At 54.7% G+C, this 20,833-nt stretch carries 19 protein-coding genes; 8 read left to right on the top strand and 11 right to left on the bottom strand.

The genetic code is table 11. The features are described 5' to 3' along the window. Positions 1-33: 33 nt before the first annotated feature. From B2R48_RS16840 to B2R48_RS16860, 5 genes are all read right to left on the bottom strand, one after another. Positions 34-2,040 carry a CocE/NonD family hydrolase gene (locus tag B2R48_RS16840; RefSeq protein ID WP_297002790.1) on the bottom strand — a complete coding sequence of 669 codons (2,007 nt, stop codon included), beginning with the start codon at positions 2,038-2,040 and terminating at the stop codon, positions 34-36. A gap of 92 nt (positions 2,041-2,132) precedes the next feature. Next, on the bottom strand, positions 2,133-3,764 hold the full coding sequence (locus tag B2R48_RS16845; RefSeq protein WP_213474285.1) for an ABC transporter ATP-binding protein: 1,632 nt from the start codon (positions 3,762-3,764) through the stop codon (positions 2,133-2,135). Further along, positions 3,757-4,584, bottom strand: coding sequence for an ABC transporter permease (locus B2R48_RS16850; RefSeq protein WP_062953841.1), 828 nt, complete (start codon positions 4,582-4,584; stop codon positions 3,757-3,759). The genes B2R48_RS16845 and B2R48_RS16850 overlap by 8 nt, the downstream gene beginning before the upstream one ends. Continuing rightward, on the bottom strand, positions 4,581-5,588 hold the full coding sequence (locus tag B2R48_RS16855) for an ABC transporter permease (protein WP_062953843.1): 1,008 nt from the start codon (positions 5,586-5,588) through the stop codon (positions 4,581-4,583). The genes B2R48_RS16850 and B2R48_RS16855 overlap by 4 nt, the downstream gene beginning before the upstream one ends. Before the next feature lie 196 nt (positions 5,589-5,784). Beyond that, a complete protein-coding gene (locus B2R48_RS16860; protein ID WP_297002799.1) occupies positions 5,785-7,374 on the bottom strand; it encodes an ABC transporter substrate-binding protein in 1,590 nt (529 codons plus the stop codon). Positions 7,375-8,232: 858 nt separating this feature from the next. Here B2R48_RS16860 and B2R48_RS16865 point away from each other — a divergent pair. Together B2R48_RS16865 and B2R48_RS16870 are read left to right on the top strand one after the other, a co-directional pair. After that, complete coding sequence (locus B2R48_RS16865) at positions 8,233-8,646, top strand: universal stress protein (RefSeq protein WP_062953845.1); 414 nt, start codon at positions 8,233-8,235, stop codon at positions 8,644-8,646. 64 nt (positions 8,647-8,710) lie between these two features. Further along, positions 8,711-10,381 carry a BCCT family transporter gene (locus tag B2R48_RS16870; RefSeq protein WP_213474283.1) on the top strand — a complete coding sequence of 557 codons (1,671 nt, stop codon included), beginning with the start codon at positions 8,711-8,713 and terminating at the stop codon, positions 10,379-10,381. A gap of 116 nt (positions 10,382-10,497) precedes the next feature. Here the strand turns inward: B2R48_RS16870 and B2R48_RS16875 are convergent, their stop codons facing one another. Further along, positions 10,498-10,956, bottom strand: coding sequence for an META domain-containing protein (locus B2R48_RS16875; protein WP_297002805.1), 459 nt, complete (start codon positions 10,954-10,956; stop codon positions 10,498-10,500). Positions 10,957-11,172: 216 nt separating this feature from the next. Between B2R48_RS16875 and B2R48_RS16880 the strand changes: the two genes are divergently transcribed. From B2R48_RS16880 to B2R48_RS16905, 6 genes are all read left to right on the top strand, one after another. Then, positions 11,173-12,168 carry an Ldh family oxidoreductase gene (locus B2R48_RS16880; RefSeq protein WP_297002808.1) on the top strand — a complete coding sequence of 332 codons (996 nt, stop codon included), beginning with the start codon at positions 11,173-11,175 and terminating at the stop codon, positions 12,166-12,168. Between the two features lie 303 nt (positions 12,169-12,471). Continuing rightward, a complete protein-coding gene (phnC, locus tag B2R48_RS16885; RefSeq protein ID WP_213474280.1) occupies positions 12,472-13,317 on the top strand; it encodes a phosphonate ABC transporter ATP-binding protein in 846 nt (281 codons plus the stop codon). Between the two features lie 70 nt (positions 13,318-13,387). After that, entirely contained in the window at positions 13,388-14,404 is a 1,017-nt protein-coding gene (gene phnD / locus B2R48_RS16890; RefSeq protein ID WP_062953850.1) for a phosphonate ABC transporter substrate-binding protein, read from the top strand. Between the two features lie 68 nt (positions 14,405-14,472). After that, positions 14,473-15,285 carry a phosphonate ABC transporter, permease protein PhnE gene (gene phnE, locus B2R48_RS16895; protein WP_062953851.1) on the top strand — a complete coding sequence of 271 codons (813 nt, stop codon included), beginning with the start codon at positions 14,473-14,475 and terminating at the stop codon, positions 15,283-15,285. 3 nt (positions 15,286-15,288) lie between these two features. Beyond that, positions 15,289-15,936: a chloramphenicol acetyltransferase gene (locus B2R48_RS16900; RefSeq protein ID WP_297002818.1), complete on the top strand. Its 648-nt coding sequence runs from the start codon at positions 15,289-15,291 to the stop codon at positions 15,934-15,936. Positions 15,937-16,036: 100 nt separating this feature from the next. Further along, positions 16,037-16,738: a DUF1045 domain-containing protein gene (locus B2R48_RS16905; protein ID WP_297002821.1), complete on the top strand. Its 702-nt coding sequence runs from the start codon at positions 16,037-16,039 to the stop codon at positions 16,736-16,738. 47 nt (positions 16,739-16,785) lie between these two features. Here the strand turns inward: B2R48_RS16905 and phnN are convergent, their stop codons facing one another. The 5 genes from phnN to B2R48_RS16930 all read right to left on the bottom strand — a co-directional run. Then, the gene (phnN, locus tag B2R48_RS16910) at positions 16,786-17,391 is read right to left on the bottom strand and encodes a phosphonate metabolism protein/1,5-bisphosphokinase (PRPP-forming) PhnN (RefSeq protein WP_297002824.1); all 606 of its coding nucleotides are present in this window, start codon (positions 17,389-17,391) and stop codon (positions 16,786-16,788) included. Then, positions 17,388-18,530, bottom strand: a complete 1,143-nt coding sequence (locus tag B2R48_RS16915) for an alpha-D-ribose 1-methylphosphonate 5-triphosphate diphosphatase (RefSeq protein WP_297002827.1) — start codon at positions 18,528-18,530, stop codon at positions 17,388-17,390. Before B2R48_RS16915 ends, phnN begins: the two co-directional genes overlap by 4 nt. Next, complete coding sequence (gene phnL / locus B2R48_RS16920) at positions 18,523-19,227, bottom strand: phosphonate C-P lyase system protein PhnL (RefSeq protein WP_297002829.1); 705 nt, start codon at positions 19,225-19,227, stop codon at positions 18,523-18,525. The genes B2R48_RS16915 and phnL overlap by 8 nt, the downstream gene beginning before the upstream one ends. A gap of 14 nt (positions 19,228-19,241) precedes the next feature. Beyond that, entirely contained in the window at positions 19,242-20,024 is a 783-nt protein-coding gene (gene phnK, locus B2R48_RS16925) for a phosphonate C-P lyase system protein PhnK (protein WP_193386501.1), read from the bottom strand. Further along, on the bottom strand, positions 20,024-20,833 hold an 810-nt coding region (locus tag B2R48_RS16930; RefSeq protein ID WP_297002832.1), incomplete at its 5' end, for an alpha-D-ribose 1-methylphosphonate 5-phosphate C-P-lyase PhnJ. The genes B2R48_RS16930 and phnK, both read right to left, overlap by 1 nt.

The following is a 20,833-nucleotide window of genomic DNA, read 5'->3' on the forward strand; positions in this document are numbered from 1 at the left end:
GGATGACCGGCCCTTTTTCGTTTCTGCAGATGCTTACATGAAGTCTCGCGGGATTGTCTTTTCCCACTTCTTTTCAAACACCTGTTCACTGCCCTCATAGCCGATCACCCAGGCCGACACATACCAGTTGTCGCGATCACATTTGAGTTCCACATGGCAATCGGTGCGCACCGACCAGTCATCGCGTTCCAGATCGCAGGTCCAGGCGGCTTCGCCAGTGACTGATGTCGGATCAAGCGGGTTGATCGTCCAGGTTTCGCTGCGCACTTGGCGGGTCGACAGGCGCGAGTCAGGATGTTCAAACAGCCCGGTATCTTCATAGATGCGATAACGGGTTTCGTTCTGCGTCAGATTGCGCTGAACACTACGTTCCGTCCGGCCCGGTTTGTGTTCGATATATTTGGGCAGCGGATCGGGATTGTCCGGTTCCTTGACCTCAATCTTCTCGTGCGCGCCGAGCAACGGCAGATCAAACGCAATAGAAGATGGTGATACGGTCAGTCCCGCGTCAAAGGGTGCTGGCAGGATCATTGGCCAATAGGATGTCGACAGTGCAAGCCGCATGCGGTGACCCGGCTTGAAACGATAGCCGCAGGCATCAAGAACAAGTGTGATGGTCACCTTCTTGCCGCGCGGCATCGGTTTGGGATCGTTATAATTGGCTTCAAGATCACGATGGGCAAGGTTCAGAACCCCGAACGACACGCGGGTCGCCGTACCATCAGGATGTACATCGACCAGACGAGCGCACAGGTTCGACCAGTCTGCATCGCATTCCAGATCAACGCGCAAAACCGGACGTCCCAGAAGGTCAATCTCGGCCTCAAGCGGTGCGGTTTCAAAGACCAGCGATCCGGCGTCATCCGGACGCTGATCAATGGCCATTTCGGCATCTGGTTTCAGCGTGAAATATTCACCCGATGCAGTGCCGGTATCGAGCGGTGATTTCAGGTAAATGTCAGCGGCAGGGGCGCTTTCGTCACCTGCCTCGAAGGCGAGCCTGCCGTCATTGACATAAAGGGTTTGGGTTTCGGGTTCCGACCATGTGTCCTTGGCGATCCAGAAACCCGGATCAAAGTCACGCCGAGCGGCCGGTTTGGGGCCATCGAGGATATAGGCGCGCATCTGGGGCAGGTCATCCATGCCGTTGTCATCACCCCGCAGCCATTTGTTCCACCATTTGATGGCTTCGCCTGTGAAGTCCGCACGCGGCTTTGGCCAGGCGAAATGCGGGTATTTGTGCACCCACGGGCCGATCAGGGCCTTGGACCTGTCTGGCATACCTTCAATAGCGCGCATTGGCGTGTTGCGATAGCCATCCGCCCACCCGGCAAGAACCATCGACGGGATTTTGACGGCATCGAAATCCTCGCAGATCGAGGCATGCTTCCAGAATTCATCGCGGGTCTGGTGTTGAAGCCATTCTTCCAAAAAGAGCGGCTCTTCCTTCAGGCGGTGCAGCCACATCGCGCGCCAGTCATCACCAACCAAGGCCGGGTCAGGTGAGCGTGACTGATAGGCCAGCATTGTCCCTGCCCATGACAGTTGTGCCGAGAGATGACAGCCATTTTTATAGTGAATGTCGTCGTTATAGCGGTCCACCGTTGATGCGATGGAAATCACCGCCTTAAGCGCAGGCGGGTTCAGTGCAGCAACCTGCAGGCAGTTAAATCCGCCCCAGGAAATCCCCATCATGCCGACCGATCCGTTACACCACGGCTGATCGGCGATCCATGCAATCAGTTCACATGCATTGGCCAGTTCAAGTTCGGTATATTCGCCGTCAATCACACCGTCTGATTCACCCGATCCGCGAATATCAATCCGCACACCGGCAATGCCGGCCTTGGCAAATTCGGGATAGGTCGACTCATCGCGCGCACAGGTACCATCGCCCTTGCGATAGGGCAGAAACTCAAACACTGCAGGAACGGGGTCGTTTTCAGCATTTTCGGGCATCCACATGCGGGCAGCCAATCGGGTGCCGTCCGCGATGGTGATAAAGGTGTTTTCAATAACAGTGAAATTTCTGTCGGACATATTGGGGCGTGGTCCTTTGGAGTGGTTATGTGGGGCTTATTCAAAAAGGCGGCCCATGATCCGGGCCGCCTTTTTTTGTTTTTGCACGGTTTTTAGTGACCGGCACTTTCCATTTTGCGCGTGGCCAGAACTTTTTCCAGCCAGCCCAGTTCCATTTCCGGCACCGATTTCAAAAGAAGGTCGGTGTAATCGTCAAATGGCGGGTTCAGGACTTCGGACCGTGGGCCGAAATCGACTAGCTTGCCCTGCAGCATCACCGCAACAGAATCGGCAATTGCACGCACAATTGCGATGTCATGGGTGATGAACAGGTAGGACACCTGACGTTCCTTTTGCAGACGCAGCAAAAGATCAAGGATGCCTTCGGCCACCAGCGGATCAAGGGCCGAGGTCGGCTCGTCACACAGGATCAATTCCGGTTTTGCGGCCAAGGCGCGTGCGATGGCCACACGTTGCTTCTGACCGCCGGAAAGCTCGGCCGGATAGCGGTCATAGAAAGCTTCGCCCATCTCGATTTCATCAAGAAGTTTGATGACTTCCTTTCGGCGCTCAGAACCGCGCATCCCGAAATAGAACTGCAACGGACGACCAATGATCTGGCCGACGGTCTGGCGCGGGTTCATCGCGGTATCAGCCATTTGATAGATCAGCTGAATACGGCGTAAATGATCGCGTGACCGGTCTTTTTGTGCGTTGGACAGTTCGTCATCACCGAATTTGACACTGCCCTTGAAGGGTGGCAGCAACCCGGTGATCACACGGGCCAATGTGGATTTGCCCGAACCGGATTCGCCCACCACAGCCAGTGTCTGACCGCGTGGCACATGCAGCGATACGTCATGAAGAACCTGCACCCCGTTGCCATAGGCAGCCGAGATGTTTTCAACCTTCAGCAAAGCGTCCGTCTGGTCGCGGGCTTCTGTCTGTTTGGTCTGACGCACATTGACCAGCGCCTTGGTGTATTCCTGACGCGGGTTTTCAATGATCTGCTGGACCGGACCATATTCGACGGTGTCGCCGTTACGCAGCACCATGATGTCATCCGAAATCTGGGCCACAACGGCCAGATCATGGGTGATGTAAAGGGCTGCTGTCCCGGTCATTTCAATCGCATTCTTGATCGCGGCCAAAACGTCGATCTGGGTTGTTACGTCAAGGGCGGTGGTTGGTTCGTCAAAGACGATCAATTCCGGTTTGGAACACAGTGCCATGGCGGTCATGGCACGTTGCAGCTGCCCACCCGATACCTGATGGGGGAAACGGTTCCCGAAATTCTTTGGGTCCGGAAGACCCAGAATTTCAAACAGATAGTCGGCGCGTTTGCGGGCTTCGTCACGGCTCATCAGTCCGTGTTCGACCGTGGCTTCGATCACCTGATCGCCCAGTTTGTGCGCCGGGTTAAACGATGCCGCAGCCGATTGGGCAACGTAACAGACACGGGCCCCGCGGATCTTGCGGATACCCTTTTTATCCAGCGGCAGGATGTCCTCGCCATCAAGCAGGACTTCACCGCCGGTGATGCGTACACCACCCCGGCCATAGGCCAAAGCTGCAAGGCCGATAGTGGATTTACCCGCACCGGATTCCCCGATCAGGCCAAGGACCTTGCCCTTTTGCAGATCAAAGGACACACCATGGACGATCTCGATATCCTGCGGTGCTTCACCCGGTGGGAAGATGGTCGCGCCAATGCGCAGATCGCGTACCGATAAAAGATCAGACATCGCCGCGGCCTCCTTTCAGGCTGGAAGTACGTTTCAGCAACCAGTCGACAACCATGTTTACGCAAATGGCAAGGGCCGCAATCGCGCCACCCGGAATAAGGGCGGCTTGAATGCCAAAGATGATGCCATCCTTGTTGTCCTTGACCATGCCGCCCCAGTCGGCAGCCGGCGGCTGAATGCCAAGACCCAGGAACGAAAGGGTCGACAGGAACAGGATCGAGAAGGCGAAGCGCAGCCCGAATTCGGCCAGAAGCGGCGAAAGCGTGTTGGGCAGAATTTCACGGAAGATGATCCACATCCGGCCTTCACCACGCAGTTTGGCAGCCTCGACAAACTCCATCACCGCAACATCAAGCGCAACTGCCCGGCCCAGACGATAGACGCGCGTTGAGTCAAGAATGGCCATCACGGCAATCAGGATAAAGATGTTCTGCGGCAGAACAGCCAGAACGACCAGCGCGAAAATCAGGGTCGGGATCGACATCATCAAATCGTTCAGACGCGATAGCCCCTGATCAATCGGACCGCCGGAAACAGCGGCCGTGAAGCTCAGGAAAATGCCGATGGAAAACGACAGGATCGATGCTGCAAGCGACACAAACAGGGTTGTCTGCGCACCGTAAATCAGGCGTGAAAGCAGATCACGACCCAGGTTATCAGTGCCCAGAAGATAAAGATCACTGGCCGGTTCCCAAACACCCGCAACAATTTCGCGTTCCCCATAGGGCGCGATGAGCGGGGCAAGGACGGCACAGCCAAAAGCAAACAGAATGCCCAGAATTCCGATCCAGGCGGTCAGCGGGATTTCACGTAATCTCATCGCGGATGCCTCAGTCTCGGATTGGCGACAATGGCGACGATATCGGCCACCATATTGAGCAGGATATACACCGCCGCAAAGATCAGGCCGCAGGCCTGCACGACGGGCATGTCACGCACCGTCACGGCATCAACCATATACTGGCCCATGCCGGGATAGACGAAGACAACCTCGACCACGACAACACCCACAACCAGGTAGGCAAGGTTAAGGGCAACAACGTTGACAATCGGGGCAATGGCATTGGGTGCTGCGTGTTTGACGATGGCCTTGAATGCGCCAAGGCCCTTGAGTTCGGCGGTTTCCATGTAGGCCGATGACATCACACTGATGATGGCTGCACGGGTCATGCGCATCATGTGTGCGAGCACCACCATCACCAGCGTTGCCGTCGGCAGGGCAATTGCGCCAAGTCGTTCCGACCAGCCCATATTGTCATAGACGGTGGACGGGAAAGTCGCGACACCCATCTGCACGGCAAAGAACACGATCAGGATATAACCGATAAAGAATTCCGGCAGCGAGATCGCGGCAAGCGACAGAACGTTAATCACGCGATCAGGAATACGGTTGCGATAATGAACCGCAACCATGCCAAGACCAACCGCCAGCGGCACCGAAATTGCCGCAGCAAAGAACGCCAGGAACAAAGAGTTCCCAAGACGTTTGGTTATTTGTTCACTTACCGGCGCACCACTGGCCCAGCTATTGCCGAAATCGCCTTGAACAACACCGCCAAGCCATTCGAAATAGCGGGTCGTAATCGGACGGTCCAGACCAAGGTCTTCACGGATATTGGCAATTGCCTGCGGTGTCGCAGACTGCCCAAGATAGGTTTCGGCGAAATCGCCCGGAAGGGCCTCTACGCCAGCAAAAATCAGGACTGAAACAGCCCAAAGCAACAACACACTCAAGCCCAGTCGTTCGGCAATCAGGACCGATAACGGATGGGTTTCTTTTAGTCTGTGTCGCGCGGCTCGCACGCCGGCCAAGGGATTGGCCATGAACACATACTCCCCCTTAGTGGCCTGAACGGAAATTCAAGACGGGTGGGACGGCAAAGGATGCTTTGCCTCCATCTGGAAATTTCGATCAGACCGTGACTTAAACAAACAGGCGAACAACAAGACGGGGACCACGACCAATAAGGTCGTGATCCCGCATAACTTCAGTCATCGGGATGCAGGGCATCCCAACTGATTAGCTGTTGATCCACAGACGCGAAGCAACAAAACCGTTCGACATGTCGTTGCCGATGTCATCGACAAAGCCGGAAACGTTTGTCGTGGTTGCGTTCACGAAGTCATTGAACATCGGCAGGATCAGACCACCGGTGTCACGGACCATCAGCGCCATGTCGTGGTACATTTCCTTACGCTTGGCCTGGTCGAGTTCCGCACGTGCTTCAAGAAGGATCTTGTCGAACTCGGTATTGAAGAAGCGGGTATCGTTCCAGTCAGCGCTCGACAGATAGGCGGTCGAGTACATCTGGTCCTGGGTCGGACGACCACCCCAGTAAGAGGTCGAGAACGGCTGAACGTTCCAGACGTTCGACCAGTAACCGTCGCCCGGCTCGCGCTTGATTTCGATGTCGATGCCGGCCTTTTTGGCGGTTTCCTGATACAGGACTGCAGCATCAACTGCACCCGGGAAGGCAACATCGGACGTACGCAGCAGAACCGAACCGTCATGGCCGGACTTCTTGAAGTGGAAGGCCGCCTTGTCCGGATCGTAGGTGCGCTGTTCGATGCTTTCCGGGAACAGGGCATAGGTTTCGTTGATCGGGAAGTCGTTACCGACCTTGCCGTAACCACCAAGGATCTTCTCGACCATGGTTTCACGGTCCATCGCGTATTTCAGCGCCAGACGCAGGTCGTTATTGTCGAACGGCGCGGTGTTGCAATGCATGATGAAGACATAGTGGCCGCGGCCCGAAGTGGTCTGAATTTCGACATTCGGTGCACGTTTGAGAAGGCCAACGGTCTTCGGATCAACACGGTTGATGAAGTGAACCTGACCCGATGACAGGGCTGCCATACGGGCGGTCGCATCGTTCATCACGATCATTTCGACGGAATCAACAAAGCCGCGATCGGTGCGCCAGTCATTTTCGTTTTTCACAAACGTTGCGCGCACGCCAGCTTCGAAGTTGTCGATCTTGAACGGACCGGTACCGATGCCGGCATTCGGGTTGTCATACCCACCACCCGGCTGGATTACGAGGTGATAGTCACTTAGCAGCAGCGGAAGGTCAGCGTTGCCTTCGGACAGGGTCAGGACAAGGTCACCGCCCTTGTTTTCGATGCCCTTGATCGAGCCCAGAACACCCAGTGCGCCGGATTCCGACTTTTCGTCGGTATGGCGGTTCAGGGTTTTGACGACATCATCGATGGTCAGTTCGGAGCCGTCGTGGAATTCAACACCTTTGCGGATTTTGAATGTCCAGACCGATGCATCCGCATTCGGTTCCCAGGACTCTGCAAGGGACGGGACGGCAAGGCCGCTGGTCGGATGTGATTCAACCAGGGTGTCACCCCAGTTACGGTTCATGGCAAAGGTAAATTGCGAAGACGATTTCGCCGGATCAATTACGTCCGTCGATGAACCGCCCTGAAGGCCAAGTTTCAGGTGACCGCCGCGTTTGGGTTCCTGTGCCATGGCTGCCTTGCCGTAAAGGCTGGTGGCAGCTGCAAGGGTCAGGCCGGCGGCCATCGAACGGCCGATAAACTCGCGGCGGTTCATTTCATGAGCGGTGACGCGTGACGCAAAATGCTTGATAGGGTCAGTCATCCCTGTTCCTTCTCTGATGCTTTTGATCTTGCTGAATTATTTAATTGGTGTGGCAGTTTCCACCCGCGATTTGGTTTTGATTGGTAGAGCAGGTTTGGGTGTCGTTCGGACACAAATGGACATGCAGCGTGAAGATGCGCTGTTGTGCCATGTCACCGTTTTTGCGCAGCTATTGAACTCCCCCGTTGGCCACAATAATTTCCCCTTTCGGGTATGTGCACGGCCATGGATGTTGGCCTTTTGCAAGGCGCATCCAGCAAATATGTTCAGACAGGACCTATGATGTCCTGAGCTGAAAGCACATGTGTGTGGGACAGACAGTGCACAAATCGCGCATATCGTGACACGAGTACGGTGCCTTCATCAAGCCGACAGCACACAGGTTTGCCGACATCTGGCATCCTTGAATAGATTTTTATGGTCAAAAATTCTCTGGAAAATAGAATAGATTTCCGATGGATTTTTCCAAGAAATGCCTTGCCCGATAAGGGGTTTACGACCGGCTCGGCCGTTTGAATTTGCCCGCATTATTGTATACGAAAAAATTTTTAAAATTTTCAGGTTCGAACATCGAAACCTGGCACAAAAAGGTCCTGAAATCGGTATTTGAATTCGAAAAATATTCAATAAGCGATTCGGGATTTGGCGCAGAATTCCTATGCCAATCCGGCAGGTTTCATCAGCAAGTATTGTCAAACTTGTGCACCGATTTGTGCGCACAATACTGCAGCAATGTTTATGTGAGATTTCGAAAGTCGGTTTTTGATTTTGAACACGGTCAGTGTTAGGCTTTTGCGGCTACCCTGATATTTGGTGAAATCATGGACTTCGGGGGTGGTGCACATAACGGAGGAATGAATGTATCAGAAGATGCTCGTGCCTGTCGATTTGGCCCACGTTGAAAAATTGGATAAAGCAATTAAAACGGCGGTCGATCTAGCCAAGCATTACAAGGCCGAGATAAGCCTTCTCGGTGTCGGTACCAATACGCCGTCATCGGTTGCGCATACACCAAAGGAATTTGAACAGAAACTTCAGGCCTTCGCCGAAGATCTGGCGTCCAAGCATGGTGTAAGCACCAAGGCAATCGCCCACATTTCGCATGATCCTGCGGTGGATCTCAGCAAGGAACTTGTCGCCAAGGCCGACGAACTTGGTGTTGACGTGATCGTCATGGCATCGCACGTCCCCGGCGTTGCCGACCATATCTTTGCATCGCATGGCGGATATGTGGCGTCTCACTCGGATCTTTCTGTGTTCCTGGTGCGTTAAGGAATGCGGAAGAACTCTTACGGCTAGGGGTAGCTGTATATTCATTTAACCTAGGGAGTTTCAAATGGGGTCTGAAACTGATACGGGCATTGAAAGCCCGGACGGTGCTGCGAACCCGATTGATACAGAATATGAAATCGGGCAAGACAATATCCAGGCAGAGATCGGGCCGTTTGGACTTGATGTCCACAACCCGGTCTTTTTGATTTCGGGTCTTGCGATTGTTGCATTCGTCTTTCTTACCCTGGCCTTTCAGGAAAGTGTCGGGCCGATGTTCAACGACCTGCGTGGTTGGCTGACATCGACGTTCGACTGGTTCTTCCTGTCTGCTGCCAACGTGTTCGTCGTGTTGTGTCTGTTCCTTATTGTTTCACCGCTGGGCCGTGTGCGTCTCGGTGGCGCGGACGCAACACCGGATTATTCCTATTCTGGCTGGTTTGCCATGCTGTTTGCTGCAGGCATGGGCATCGGTCTTATGTTCTATGGCGTATCCGAGCCGATTTCACATTTCTCAAGCTCGATGGGCGGAATTGCTGTCGGCGAAGATGGTCTTCGTACGGACTGGGCGCCGCTCGGTGCTGCGGCTGGCGATGCCGATGCTGCCTTTGATCTTGGCATGGCTGCGACCATTTTCCACTGGGGTCTTCACCCGTGGGCGATCTATGCCACGGTGGCTCTTGCACTGGCACTGTTTTCCTTTAACAAGGGCCTGCCGCTGACCATTCGCTCGATTTTCTATCCGATCTTTGGCGAGCGTGTCTGGGGCTGGACCGGCCACTTCATCGATATTCTGGCTGTTTTCGCAACCCTGTTTGGTCTTGCGACCTCGCTTGGGTTCGGCGCCGAACAGGCCAATGCCGGGCTTGATTACCTGTTTGGCATTTCGGTTTCCGATACCTCGAAGGTCTTCCTGATCATCGGGATTACCGGTGTCGCACTGATTTCGGTGCTGGCCGGTCTGGATGCCGGGGTCAAACGCCTGTCGGAAATCAACATGGTGCTGGCAGCGTTGTTGCTGCTGTTTGTGGTGCTGGTTGGTCCGACGATGGACATTATCACCGGCTTCTTCACCAGCCTGGTAGCCTATGTTGAATACCTGCCTGCGCTGTCGAACCCGGTCGGTCGTGAAGATGCCAACTTCAGCCAGGGCTGGACGTCCTTCTATTGGGCGTGGTGGATTTCCTGGTCACCGTTCGTCGGCATGTTCATCGCACGTGTTTCGCGTGGCCGTACGGTCCGTGAATTCATCACCTGCGTTCTGATCATTCCGTCCCTGGTTTGCGTTCTGTGGATGACTGCCTTTGGTGGTACTGCGGTTCACATGGTCAGCGAAGGTGTCTCGGCGATTGCCGAAGCAGGTCTTCCGATCAAGCTGTTCACCATGCTTGACCAATTGCCCATGCAGGCAATCACATCCTTTATCGGGATTGTCTTGGTGATTGTCTTCTTCGTGACGTCTTCGGACTCTGGTTCGCTTGTGATTGATACCATCACCGCAGGCGGCAAGGTCGATGCACCTGTTCCCCAGCGTGTGTTCTGGTGCACCTTCGAAGGTCTGGTTGCGATTGCATTGTTGCTGGGCGGTGGTCTTGGATCATTGCAGGCCATGGCCGTCTCGACGGGCTTCCCGTTCGCGATCGTGCTGTTGTTGGCCTGTTATTCGATCATTCAGGGCCTGCGTTCCGAACCCAAGGCGGTCGGGGCAGGTGCAGAAGCATCTAACAGCAAGGACTAGAAAACAGACTTGTATGTGTCGCGGCCATTCATAGGCCGCGACACTTCCCAAATGCAAAAGGGGCACCAAACGGTGCCCCTTTTGTTTTGTCAGATGTTGAAAAGCGTTGGGAATGCCTAGGGAGTGCCGGGCGCAAATTCGATCACGGCCTGGCCGTCAACGTCCCGAAGAACAAGGTGCCCGTCCGTCACATCCCAACTGTCAACAAGAACGAAAGCACCACTTAGGGCGTTCTCGATCTGCATGGCTTCTTCTGCGATACACATTTTCCGCGTCATTGCCAGTTGCGCGATGCCAAGTGACGATCCGGATTGTGTGTAGCCGCCGGAATACTGATTGCACCCGGCATTGCCTGATACCTTGCCATCGTCGGAAAATGTTGCGGTTGCCGTGACTGGCGGTGTTGGCGAAAGGGTGCTGTTGCCTTCCGTCACATTGACCAATTGCCACTCCTGACCGGTGACAGTCGACCAGTCAGCGGACATATTGCCATTTGACGTCGCGCTGCACGCTCCAAGCGATACCAAAGCCGCGACGGCCAAAGTGGAAACGAACCTTTGCTTTACACGATACATGGGTGGAATCCTGTGTTGCTTGCCCGATCATACCCGGCCTTACTGCCGATGGTTGCAATCCAGCCTATCATATTTTCAAAGACCTGTGCGCCATTCAGGTGGAGCTCGCCTTGAAAACGTCTTTGCGCTGGGCGATGGCTTATGGCTATGTTGTAAGGCCCTTTGGCGCATGATCCTTGCGCCTCCTCCCGTTTTTATAATCAAGGCCCACCACCGATGAAGATTTCGCTTAAAGATGCCCACACGCTTGTGTGTGAAACCCTGATGCGTTGCAACGTAACTGCCGAAAATGCCGCATCGGTGGCATCCGCACTGGTGGCGGCGGAGGCATCCGGACAAGGCGGGCACGGATTTCGTCGCGTGCCGGCTTATGCGGCGCAGGCAAAAGCGGGCAAAGTTGATGGTACGGTTCGGCCGGTTTTTGAAAAGCCGTCTCCCGGCGTGCTGCGGATTGACGCGCAGCATGGATTTGCCTATCCGGCGCTTGATTTGATGATGGTGCACTTGCCAGACATGGCCCGCACTCAGGGTATTGCGGTTGCCTCAATCCACAGATCCCATCACGCGGGCGTCATGGGCCTGACGGTTGAACGTCTTGCAGAACAGGGGCTGGCGGCGATGATGTTTGCCAATGCGCCGGCGGCAATGGCAGCGTGGGGCGGGCGACGTCCGATGTTTGGGACAAACCCGATTGCCTTCGGTGTGCCGGTGGGCGATGCCGGTGATCCGATCATCATTGACCTTGCCCTGTCAAAAGTTGCGCGCGGCAAAATCATGGCTGCAAAGCAGAAAGGTGCGGAAATTCCCGACGACTGGGCACTGGATGTGGATGGCAACCCGACCACTGATGCCCAGAAAGCCCTTGATGGTACAATGATCCCGGCTGGTGGGGTCAAAGGGGCGGCGCTTGCCATGATGGTGGAACTGCTTGCGGCTGGACTTACCGGCGCACAGTTCGGTCACCAGTCTTCGTCACTTTTTGATGACAAAGGCGCACCACCGGCGCTTGGACAACTGATCATTGTTATTGACCCCAAGGCAACCGGCGGTGTGGGTGTAATGGATCACCTTGCCTATATTGCAAACGAGATTGCCGCAGAAGAAGGCGTGCGTCTGCCAGGGCGTCGCGGCAAGCAGGCACGTGCACTTGCCGAAGATGAGGGTCTTGATATCGAAGATGACGTCATGGAGACCATCAGCCAAATTAAATAAATTTCCCATTTTATGTGTCTGTATTGATGCCAAAATTGTCGGTGCAGAATGTTTGACTGTCTTATAGATTTAAGATGGGGCATTCATCAGATATATTTCTGCTGATAAAGTCGGGAATGTTACAGAAATAATGTGGGAATTACAGGCAAATACTTCGATGAATTCTTGATGTATAGACAAGTTTAATTGTTGTCGGGGCGATATGCTCTGCGTAATCATCGAACTGTAACATCAGTGTCACCGTAGAGTCGCCGTTTGTGCGTAGCTTCTTCATCCAGCGAAACACATTCAGGCGACTTTTTGATGCTGGTTGTAGATATCTCTGGACTGAACAAAAGCTTTACCCGTGACAAGCGCGCACTCAGCGATGTCAAACTGCAAGTGCGGGAAGGCGAGATGGTGGCGCTGATTGGCGCATCGGGTTCGGGAAAATCCACACTTATCCGTCACATTGCCGGTTTGCTGCGCGGGGATCGCGACGGCGGCAAGATCGCGGTGTTTGGCGAGATCATTCAGGAAAACGGCAAAATATCCCGCGGTGCGCGCAAGGTGCGTACTGAAATCGGTGTTGTTTTCCAGCAGTTCAATCTGGTCAGCCGCCTGTCGGTTTTGACAAACGTATTGATGGGGCTTTTGGGCCGTGTTCCGGCATGGCGCGGATCGCTTGGCCTGTTTACCAAGGCGGAAAAACGGCGCGCTATGAGCGCGCTTTCGCGTGTTGGTATTGATGCCCATGCTTCCAAGAAAGCGCGCAACCTTTCAGGTGGTCAGCAGCAGCGCGCGGCGATTGCGCGCACCATTACCCAGGGTGCCCGACTGATTCTTGCCGACGAGCCGATTGCATCGCTTGATCCGGCATCGTCGCGCAAGGTGATGAACACGCTTGATCGCGTGAACCGCGAAGACAACGTCACCGTCATCGTATCGCTTCATCAGGTTGATTACGCAAAAGACTACTGCAAACGCACCATCGCCATGCGCGATGGTGAAGTCGTTTTTGACGGACCGTCAAGTGAACTGACGCCGCAATTCCTTCAGGAACTTTACGGTGAACATTCTTCCGAACTTTTTGCCGATGGTGCGGCACAGGCTGCCGAGCCTGCTGTAAAGCCCATCGCAGAAAAGGACCTGGCTGTCGCAACAAGCTAGCCGGGCCAGTTGTCATGACTGCCTTACCTTCTCGAAACATGTCCAAATCTATTCTGACAGGGGACTTCTTATGAACGTTAAGACAATCGCATCCGCAGCATTTGCGGCCACGATGCTGGCATCCGTTGTTGCCAAGGCCGATGTTGAATTCAAGCCGCTCGAACAGGATCCGGAAACCATCGTTTTCGGTATCATTTCGACCGAATCTACCTCTAACCTCAAAGCTCAGTGGCAGCCGCTGATCGATGACATGGAAGAAGCACTTGGCAAAGACGTCGAGGCATTCTTTGCACCGGATTATGCAGGCATCATCGAAGGCATGCGCTTTGGCAAGGTTCATGTTGGCTGGTTTGGTAACAAGTCGGCAATGGAAGCCGTTGACCGCGCCGGTGGTGAAGTTTTCGTTCAGACCTCCAAATCCGATGGGTCGAACGGTTACTACTCCCACATCATCACCCAGGCTGACAACGACAAGGTCAAAACCCTTGAAGACATGCTGAAATGTGATGGTTCGCTGAACTTCGGTATCGGTGATCCGAACTCGACCTCGGGCTTCCTGGTTCCGTCCTATTATGTGTTTGCGAAAAACGGTGTTGACCCGAAAGAGTGCTTCAAGACCGTTCGTAACGCCAACCACGAAACCAACCTGATGGCGACTGCCAACAAACAGGTTGATGTTGCTGCCAACAACTCCGAGCAGCTTGGCCGTACCCAGATGAACAAGCCGGAAATCACCGACAAGGTCAAAGTCATCTGGACCTCGCCGCTGATCCCGTCTGACCCGATGGTTTACCGTAAAGACCTGTCGCGCGAAATGAAATCCGAAATCAAGGCATTCTTCCTTGGTTACGGTCGTTTCGGTGATGTTGAAAGTGCCAAGGAAGTTCTTGCCAACAACTCCGATGGCATGGGCCTTTTCATGGAAAGCTCCAACGCGCAGCTTTACCCGATCCGTCAGCTGGCCCTGTTCAAGGACAAGCTGAAAATCCAGAACACCGAAGAGCTTTCTGCTGAAGAAAAAGCAGAACGTGTTGCCGAGATCGACAAGAAACTTGCTGAACTCGACATCCTGGTTGCCTACCAGTAACCGACTTTTCGACAGGGAGTGCATCAAAGGTGCGCTCCCTGTTTGCTTTTAATTCCGGGATTTGAACGATGAACAGCAGCATTTCTTCGACATCATCTGTCGCAACGGAGCTTCCGCCGCGCGACCTGAAACGGTCGGCATCAAGCTTCCTGCTTTGGGCGATCATCCTTGGACTTCTGGCCATGTCGTGGGAGGGGGCAGATATGCGCCCTATGGCGCTGTTTGAAAACAGCGGCAACATGGTCGACTTTGCCGAGGGCTTCTTCCCGCCCGACTTCCTGATGTGGAAGATGTATGTCGAAGAAATGTGGATCACCATCCAGATTGCGATCTGGGGCACTGCACTTTCCATCGTTTGTTCGATCCCGTTCGGTATTCTTTCTTCTGAAAATATTGTCCCTGTCTGGGTCTATCAGCCGGTCCGTCGCCTGATGGATTCCTTCCGCGCGATCAACGAAATGGTCTTTGCCATGCTGTTCGTCGTTGCGGTCGGCCTTGGTCCATTTGCCGGTGTCCTGGCTCTTTGGATTCACACCACGGGCGTTCTGGCCAAACTGTTCTCCGAGGCTGTCGAGGCGATTGATCCCGAACCGGTCGAAGGCATTCGTGCAACGGGCGCCAATGCGCTTCAGGAAGTCATCTTTGGCGTGATCCCGCAGGTCTTGCCGCTTTGGATTTCCTATTCGCTGTATCGCTTTGAATCGAATGTGCGTTCGGCGACGGTGCTGGGCATTGTCGGGGCCGGCGGCATCGGCATGGTGCTGTGGGAATATATCCGTGGCTTCTATTACGCGGAAACAGCGGCGGTCATGATCATCATCATCATTTCGGTCAGTTTGCTGGATATGGTGTCCCAGCGTCTTCGCAAACTGGTGACTTGATCCATGGGCTTTAAGATCACGCAGGCCAAACCGGCAATGAAGGCATTGTCGGAACGGCCCACGATTGACGACAGTGCGATTGTCGTTGATTGCGAAATGGGGATCTGGACCGAAGTTGGCGCACGAACCTCGATGCGTGAAACGAAAATGGATGATTATTCCTATGTCGTGAATGACAGCGAGATCATCTATTCCGACATCGGCAAGTTCGTAAATATCGCTGCCCATACACGCATCAACCCGGGGCAACATCCGATGGACCGGGCCTCGATGCATCATTTCCAATATCGCTCCAGCGCTTATGAACTGGGTGAAGATGATCCGGCCTTCTTTGACTGGCGTCGCGAAAAACGCGTGCGACTTGAACACGATGTCTGGATCGGGCACGGGGCAATTGTCCGGGGTGGAGTGACCGTTGGCATCGGTTCTGTCGTGGGATCAGGTGCGGTGGTGACCAAGGATGTCCCGCCCTACACGATTGTGACCGGTATTCCGGCAGCACCGCTACGTCCGCGGTTTGAAGCCGATATCATCGAGGCATTGTTACGCATTCGCTGGTGGGACTGGTCGCACGAAATGCTGCGCGAAAGATTGCAGGATTTCCGAACGCTTCCGGTGCGGGACTTTTGCCTGAGATACGATACGGTCTAAGGAAGCTGACTTTCCCAGTGATAAGATCGGCGTCGGAGGTTAATCTAATCGCTCCGGCGCTTCTTGTTTTCTCATCTGCTTTTGTTTCCAGAGTTCATTCATGACTGAACAATACCAACGCTATGGCATCTACTTCGCGCCAGAACCGCAAAGCGCGCTGGGGCAGTTTGGGAATGCCTGGTTGGGGCGGGATCCGGAAACCGGGAATGTTTTACATCGCCCGGAGGTCACTGGCTTATCCGAAGCTGACATCGTCGCAGCAACAACATCGCCAACCCGCTATGGGTTTCACGGAACGCTAAAACCGCCATTTGCATTGGCTGGTGGTATGGATCGTTCTGACCTTGAAGTGGCCATCACCGATTTGTGCGATGTAACCGCGCCGGTGGTTTGTGGTCCGTTGATGCTAAAACCGCTTGGGCGGTTTCTGGCCCTTGTTCCAACCGAACCCGTCGCAGATTTGGCCGACCTTGCGGCGACGTTCGTGCGCAAACTGGATGACCTCCGACAGCCCGAAGACGAAGCGGCAATGAACAAGCGCCGGGCGGCAGGTTTAAGTGATCGTCAGGAAGAAAATCTTGTGCGTTGGGGCTACCCCTATGTCATGGAGGAATTCAGCTTCCACCTGACATTGACCAACAAGCTCGCCGATGATCAGGTCGCGCTCATGAGGGATGCATTATCAGGTCAGGTCGCACCACTTTGCGAGGCACCATTTACCGTGCGTGACGTCTGTCTTTTTGGTGATCCGGGCGATCAGAAGCCGTTCAGGTTGCTCAAACGCTTCTCGTTGAATGGATAAAATGCTGCACTTTAAGGGTGCAGCATTTTTGTTTGCCAGTGCCAGTCCTATGCCCGGTTTGCGATGGGTTGCGGCAGTTCAAGTGCGCGAATGAAACGCAGGATACCCGTTTCAAGGTCGGCGTCATTATCGACATGCACAACATAATCGCCGTCTAGCTGATAGGCCGATGCACGCGCAAGGCGGCGTTCGATATCAAGGGCGTCTTCTCGGCCACGTGCTTCAAGACGTTTGCGCAGGGCCGCAGCGCTGGCGCGTATATTCACGACCCGGACATTTTTCCGACCAACAAGCTCGCAGGCATCATCGATCACGCTGCGTGACACATTGACGATGACGGTTTTGCCCGCCTCGACTTCCTCAAGAACATGGCGCGGGATGCCATACCCAAGATCATGCGCCTTCCAGCTCAGAAGGAAGGCGCCTTGGCGCGCCATCTGCCCGAAATCTTCGGGGCGAACGGGAATGTGGATTTCGCCAACGGTTCCGGCCGGTCGGGTGATGCAGCGTCGTGGGAAACAGAATTGCTTGTCTTGGGCAAGTCTTTCACGGGCTGCATCAAGAAGGGTGTCCTTGCCAACGCCACTGGGGCCGACAACAAGGACCAGAAGTCCGTATCCGGTCGGGCCATTATGGTCATGGCCCCCGGTCATGATACCCGCACACCTTCACGCCAGACCCCGCGCACAATCGGATGGTGCGGGGAATGATGCACCCGGATCAGATCACCACGTTTGCCAAGTGCGATTTCACCGCGATCATCAAGCCCGACCTGGGTCGCCGGATTAAGCGACACAGTGCGAATGGCACGCGGCAGGTCGTAGCCTTCGAACTCGTCAAACAGCTTCATTGCGCCGTGCAAAAGACTGTGCGGCACATAGTCGCTTGAAATGATGTCGAGGTAACCCTGCTTTGCCAGATCACCGGCAGCAACATTGCCGCTATGGGATCCGCCGCGCACAAGGTTGGGCCCGCCCATCATGACACCAAGCCCACCTTCATGCGATGCCTTGGCGGCTTCAAGCGTGGTTGGGAACTCGGCGACTGTCATTTTGTCTGCGACGGCCTCGGCCACATGGGCCTCGGTGGCGTCATCGTGGCTGGCAAGGGCCAGACCCTTGGCGTGGGCCTGTTCGACCACATGACGGCGATGTTTCTCGGAATAAAGCTCGGCATCGCGACGGCGGGTGGCGATGAATTTGCGCATTTCCTCGTCGTTCAGGCCATATTTGCCCTGATAGTAGGTGTAATAGGCATCAAGGCTAACGAACTGGCGCTGACCCGGTGTGTGATCCATCACCGAAAGCATGCTGACCAGTGGCAGATCAATCAATTGACCAAGGGCCTCGACCATGCCGGGGAAGGATGTTTCGCAACGCAGATGAAGCTTGTGATCAGCGCGCAGCAATTCATTTTCCAGCGCGTGTTCAAGTGCGGTGACCGATTCAATCAATCGCACAATGCGTTCAGACCCTTCGTTGACATCGCCGATGGATACCGCATCAAACACGGTGGTGATCCCGGCACTGGCGACCTGATTGTCATGGGCGACAACGGCGGCCGTGGCCGGCCAGCGGGTCTTGGGGCGCGGCGTCAGATGTTTGTCGAGATTGTCGGTATGCAACTCGACCAGGCCGGGCATCAGATAATCGCCACCCATGTCCTCTGCGCCCGGGATGTTGGACGGTCGATCAGAAACATCGCTGATCTTTCCGTCCTTGACCTGCACGGCGCCATCAATGACTTCGTTTGCCAGAACCAGTTTGGCGTTGGTAAAAATCTGTTCAGTCATTGGCCCCAACTTTAAAGGAAGTCACATCAAACGACCCGGTGCATACCGCATCACGGGTTTCATGGTCGTGGAAAATACCGGCAATTGCCGCACCACGGCTTTTGGCTTCTTCAATCAGCGCCAGAACTGTGGCGCGATTTTGGACGTCAAGTGATGCGGTCGGTTCATCAAGTAGCATGATCGGATAGTCGGCAATAAAGCCACGCGCAATATTCACACGTTGCTGTTCCCCGCCTGAAAAGGTCAGCGGCGAAAGCTGCCAAAGGCGTTCGGGGATGCGCAGACGGGTTAAAAGGTCGCGTGCCTTTTCGGTTGCAGTTTCCCGGTCCGTGCCAAGGGCCACCAGCGGTTCGGCAACGATATCAAGGGTTGGGACCCGCGGTATCACGCGCAGGAACTGCGAAACATAGCCCAGCGTACGCTTGCGGATTTCCAGTATCGAATGCGGGCTGGCGGTGGTGATATCAAGCCAGTCGCCATCATGGAACACCTTGATGGAGCCCTGAGAGCATGTGTAATTGGCATAAAGCATGCGCATGAAGGTACTTTTCCCCGAACCGGATTCACCGGTCAGCGCGATGCAATCGCCAGCCGAAAGCATGAATTCAATACCTTCGAAAACCGGGATGGTCACGCTGCCCTGAGTGTGGAGGGTAAAGCTTTTCGCGACGTTTTGAGCATGAAGCATTTCAGACATTTTCTTCGCCCCGGTCAGTTTTGCAGAATGGAAGAAACAAGCAGCTGGGTATAGGGATGCTGCGGGTCGTCAAGAACCTGATCGGTCAGACCATGTTCAATGACCTTGCCCTGTTGCATCACCATCAGCCGGTGCGAAAGAAGTCGTGCCACTGCCAAATCGTGGGTGACGATGATCACCGCAAGATTAAGGTCGTGAACCAGCCCGCGCAGCAGATCGAGCAATCTGGCCTGAACGGAAACATCAAGCCCACCCGTGGGTTCGTCCATAAAGACGAGGCGCGGGCTGGTTACGAGGTTGCGGGCAATCTGCAAACGTTGCTGCATGCCGCCCGAAAAGGTCGATGGCAGGTCATCAAGGCGCTCTGACGCGATTTCAACCTTGCCAAGCCAGCTGTCCGCATTGCTGCGGATGTTGCCATAATGACGGTCACCAATCGCCATCAGTCGTTCGCCAATATTGGCCCCGGCACTAACATTCATGCGCAAACCATCACGCGGGTTCTGATGCACAAAGGCCCAATCGGTACGCATCAAAAGGCGACGCTGGGCTTCGGACATCTGATAGACATCGCGCACGCCATCAATGCGGGTCTGATATTCAACCGTCCCCTTGGTCGGTTCCTGCTGGGCGGAAATGCTGCGCAGCAAAGTGGATTTACCTGATCCGGATTCACCAACAATGCCAAGAACTTCACCGGGGCGGAGTTCAAAGCTGACATCCTTGCAGCCAACCCGGTCGCCATACATCATGGTCAGGTTATCCACGCGCAGAAGCGGTTCGTTCATTTGGGTCATTATTCTGCTGCCTTTCCGCGATCTGCGGTGCCAAGGGGTTGGTCATGATGTTGCGGGCCGCGGTGGCCTGCTTCCTGTCGTTCCGCGCAGTAATCGGTGTCCGAGCAGACAAACATCCGGTTGCCCTGATCATCCAAGATGACTTCATCAAGGTAACTGTCGCGCGCACCGCACATGCCGCATTCATCTTCCCAGGTCTGGACTTCGAAAGGATGGTCCTCGAAATCGAGGCTTTTGACCTTGGTGTAGGGCGGCAGGGCATAGATGCGCTTTTCGCGACCAGCCCCGAAAAGCTGAAGGGCGGCCATATTGTTCATTTTCGGATTATCGAACTTTGGTGTTGGCGACGGATCCATCACATAGCGATCATCGACCATCACCGGATAGGCATAGGTCGTCGCGATATGACCATGGCGTGAGATATCTTCATAAAGCTTCACGTGCATCAGGCCGTATTCTTCAAGCGCATGCATCTTGCGCGTTTCGGTTTCGCGCGGTTCAAGGAAGCGAAGCGGTTCGGGGATTGGCACCTGATAGACAAGAACCTGATCTTCGCGCAGTTCCTTTTCCGGAATGCGGTGGCGGGTCTGAATGATTGATGCCTCGGCGGTTTTTTCCGTGGTGGCGACCTGTGCGGTCTTGGCAAAGAATTGACGGATTGAGACCGCGTTGGTGGTGTCATCTGCCCCCTGGTCAATGACCTTAAGCGTATCGTTCGGGCCGATTACGGCGGCTGTTACCTGAACGCCGCCCGTACCCCAGCCATAAGGCATCGGCATTTCGCGCCCGGCAAACGGCACCTGATAGCC

The organism is Thalassospira sp. UBA848, assembly GCF_002295455.1.
Taxonomy (GTDB): Bacteria; Pseudomonadota; Alphaproteobacteria; order Rhodospirillales; family Thalassospiraceae; genus Thalassospira.

What these genes read in the sequence shown, in the direction of transcription:
- B2R48_RS16840 (WP_297002790.1), bottom strand. Translation starts at nt 2,040, where the DNA reads ATGTCCGACAGAAATTTCACTGTTATTGAAAACACCTTTATCACCATC.
- B2R48_RS16845 (WP_213474285.1), bottom strand. Translation starts at nt 3,764, where the DNA reads ATGTCTGATCTTTTATCGGTACGCGATCTGCGCATTGGCGCGACCATC.
- B2R48_RS16850 (WP_062953841.1), bottom strand. Translation starts at nt 4,584, where the DNA reads ATGAGATTACGTGAAATCCCGCTGACCGCCTGGATCGGAATTCTGGGC.
- B2R48_RS16855 (WP_062953843.1), bottom strand. Translation starts at nt 5,588, where the DNA reads ATGGCCAATCCCTTGGCCGGCGTGCGAGCCGCGCGACACAGACTAAAA.
- B2R48_RS16860 (WP_297002799.1), bottom strand. Translation starts at nt 7,374, where the DNA reads ATGACTGACCCTATCAAGCATTTTGCGTCACGCGTCACCGCTCATGAA.
- B2R48_RS16865 (WP_062953845.1), top strand. Translation starts at nt 8,233, where the DNA reads ATGTATCAGAAGATGCTCGTGCCTGTCGATTTGGCCCACGTTGAAAAA.
- B2R48_RS16870 (WP_213474283.1), top strand. Translation starts at nt 8,711, where the DNA reads ATGGGGTCTGAAACTGATACGGGCATTGAAAGCCCGGACGGTGCTGCG.
- B2R48_RS16875 (WP_297002805.1), bottom strand. Translation starts at nt 10,956, where the DNA reads ATGTATCGTGTAAAGCAAAGGTTCGTTTCCACTTTGGCCGTCGCGGCT.
- B2R48_RS16880 (WP_297002808.1), top strand. Translation starts at nt 11,173, where the DNA reads ATGAAGATTTCGCTTAAAGATGCCCACACGCTTGTGTGTGAAACCCTG.
- phnC (WP_213474280.1), top strand. Translation starts at nt 12,472, where the DNA reads ATGCTGGTTGTAGATATCTCTGGACTGAACAAAAGCTTTACCCGTGAC.
- phnD (WP_062953850.1), top strand. Translation starts at nt 13,388, where the DNA reads ATGAACGTTAAGACAATCGCATCCGCAGCATTTGCGGCCACGATGCTG.
- phnE (WP_062953851.1), top strand. Translation starts at nt 14,473, where the DNA reads ATGAACAGCAGCATTTCTTCGACATCATCTGTCGCAACGGAGCTTCCG.
- B2R48_RS16900 (WP_297002818.1), top strand. Translation starts at nt 15,289, where the DNA reads ATGGGCTTTAAGATCACGCAGGCCAAACCGGCAATGAAGGCATTGTCG.
- B2R48_RS16905 (WP_297002821.1), top strand. Translation starts at nt 16,037, where the DNA reads ATGACTGAACAATACCAACGCTATGGCATCTACTTCGCGCCAGAACCG.
- phnN (WP_297002824.1), bottom strand. Translation starts at nt 17,391, where the DNA reads ATGACCGGGGGCCATGACCATAATGGCCCGACCGGATACGGACTTCTG.
- B2R48_RS16915 (WP_297002827.1), bottom strand. Translation starts at nt 18,530, where the DNA reads ATGACTGAACAGATTTTTACCAACGCCAAACTGGTTCTGGCAAACGAA.
- phnL (WP_297002829.1), bottom strand. Translation starts at nt 19,227, where the DNA reads ATGTCTGAAATGCTTCATGCTCAAAACGTCGCGAAAAGCTTTACCCTC.
- phnK (WP_193386501.1), bottom strand. Translation starts at nt 20,024, where the DNA reads ATGACCCAAATGAACGAACCGCTTCTGCGCGTGGATAACCTGACCATG.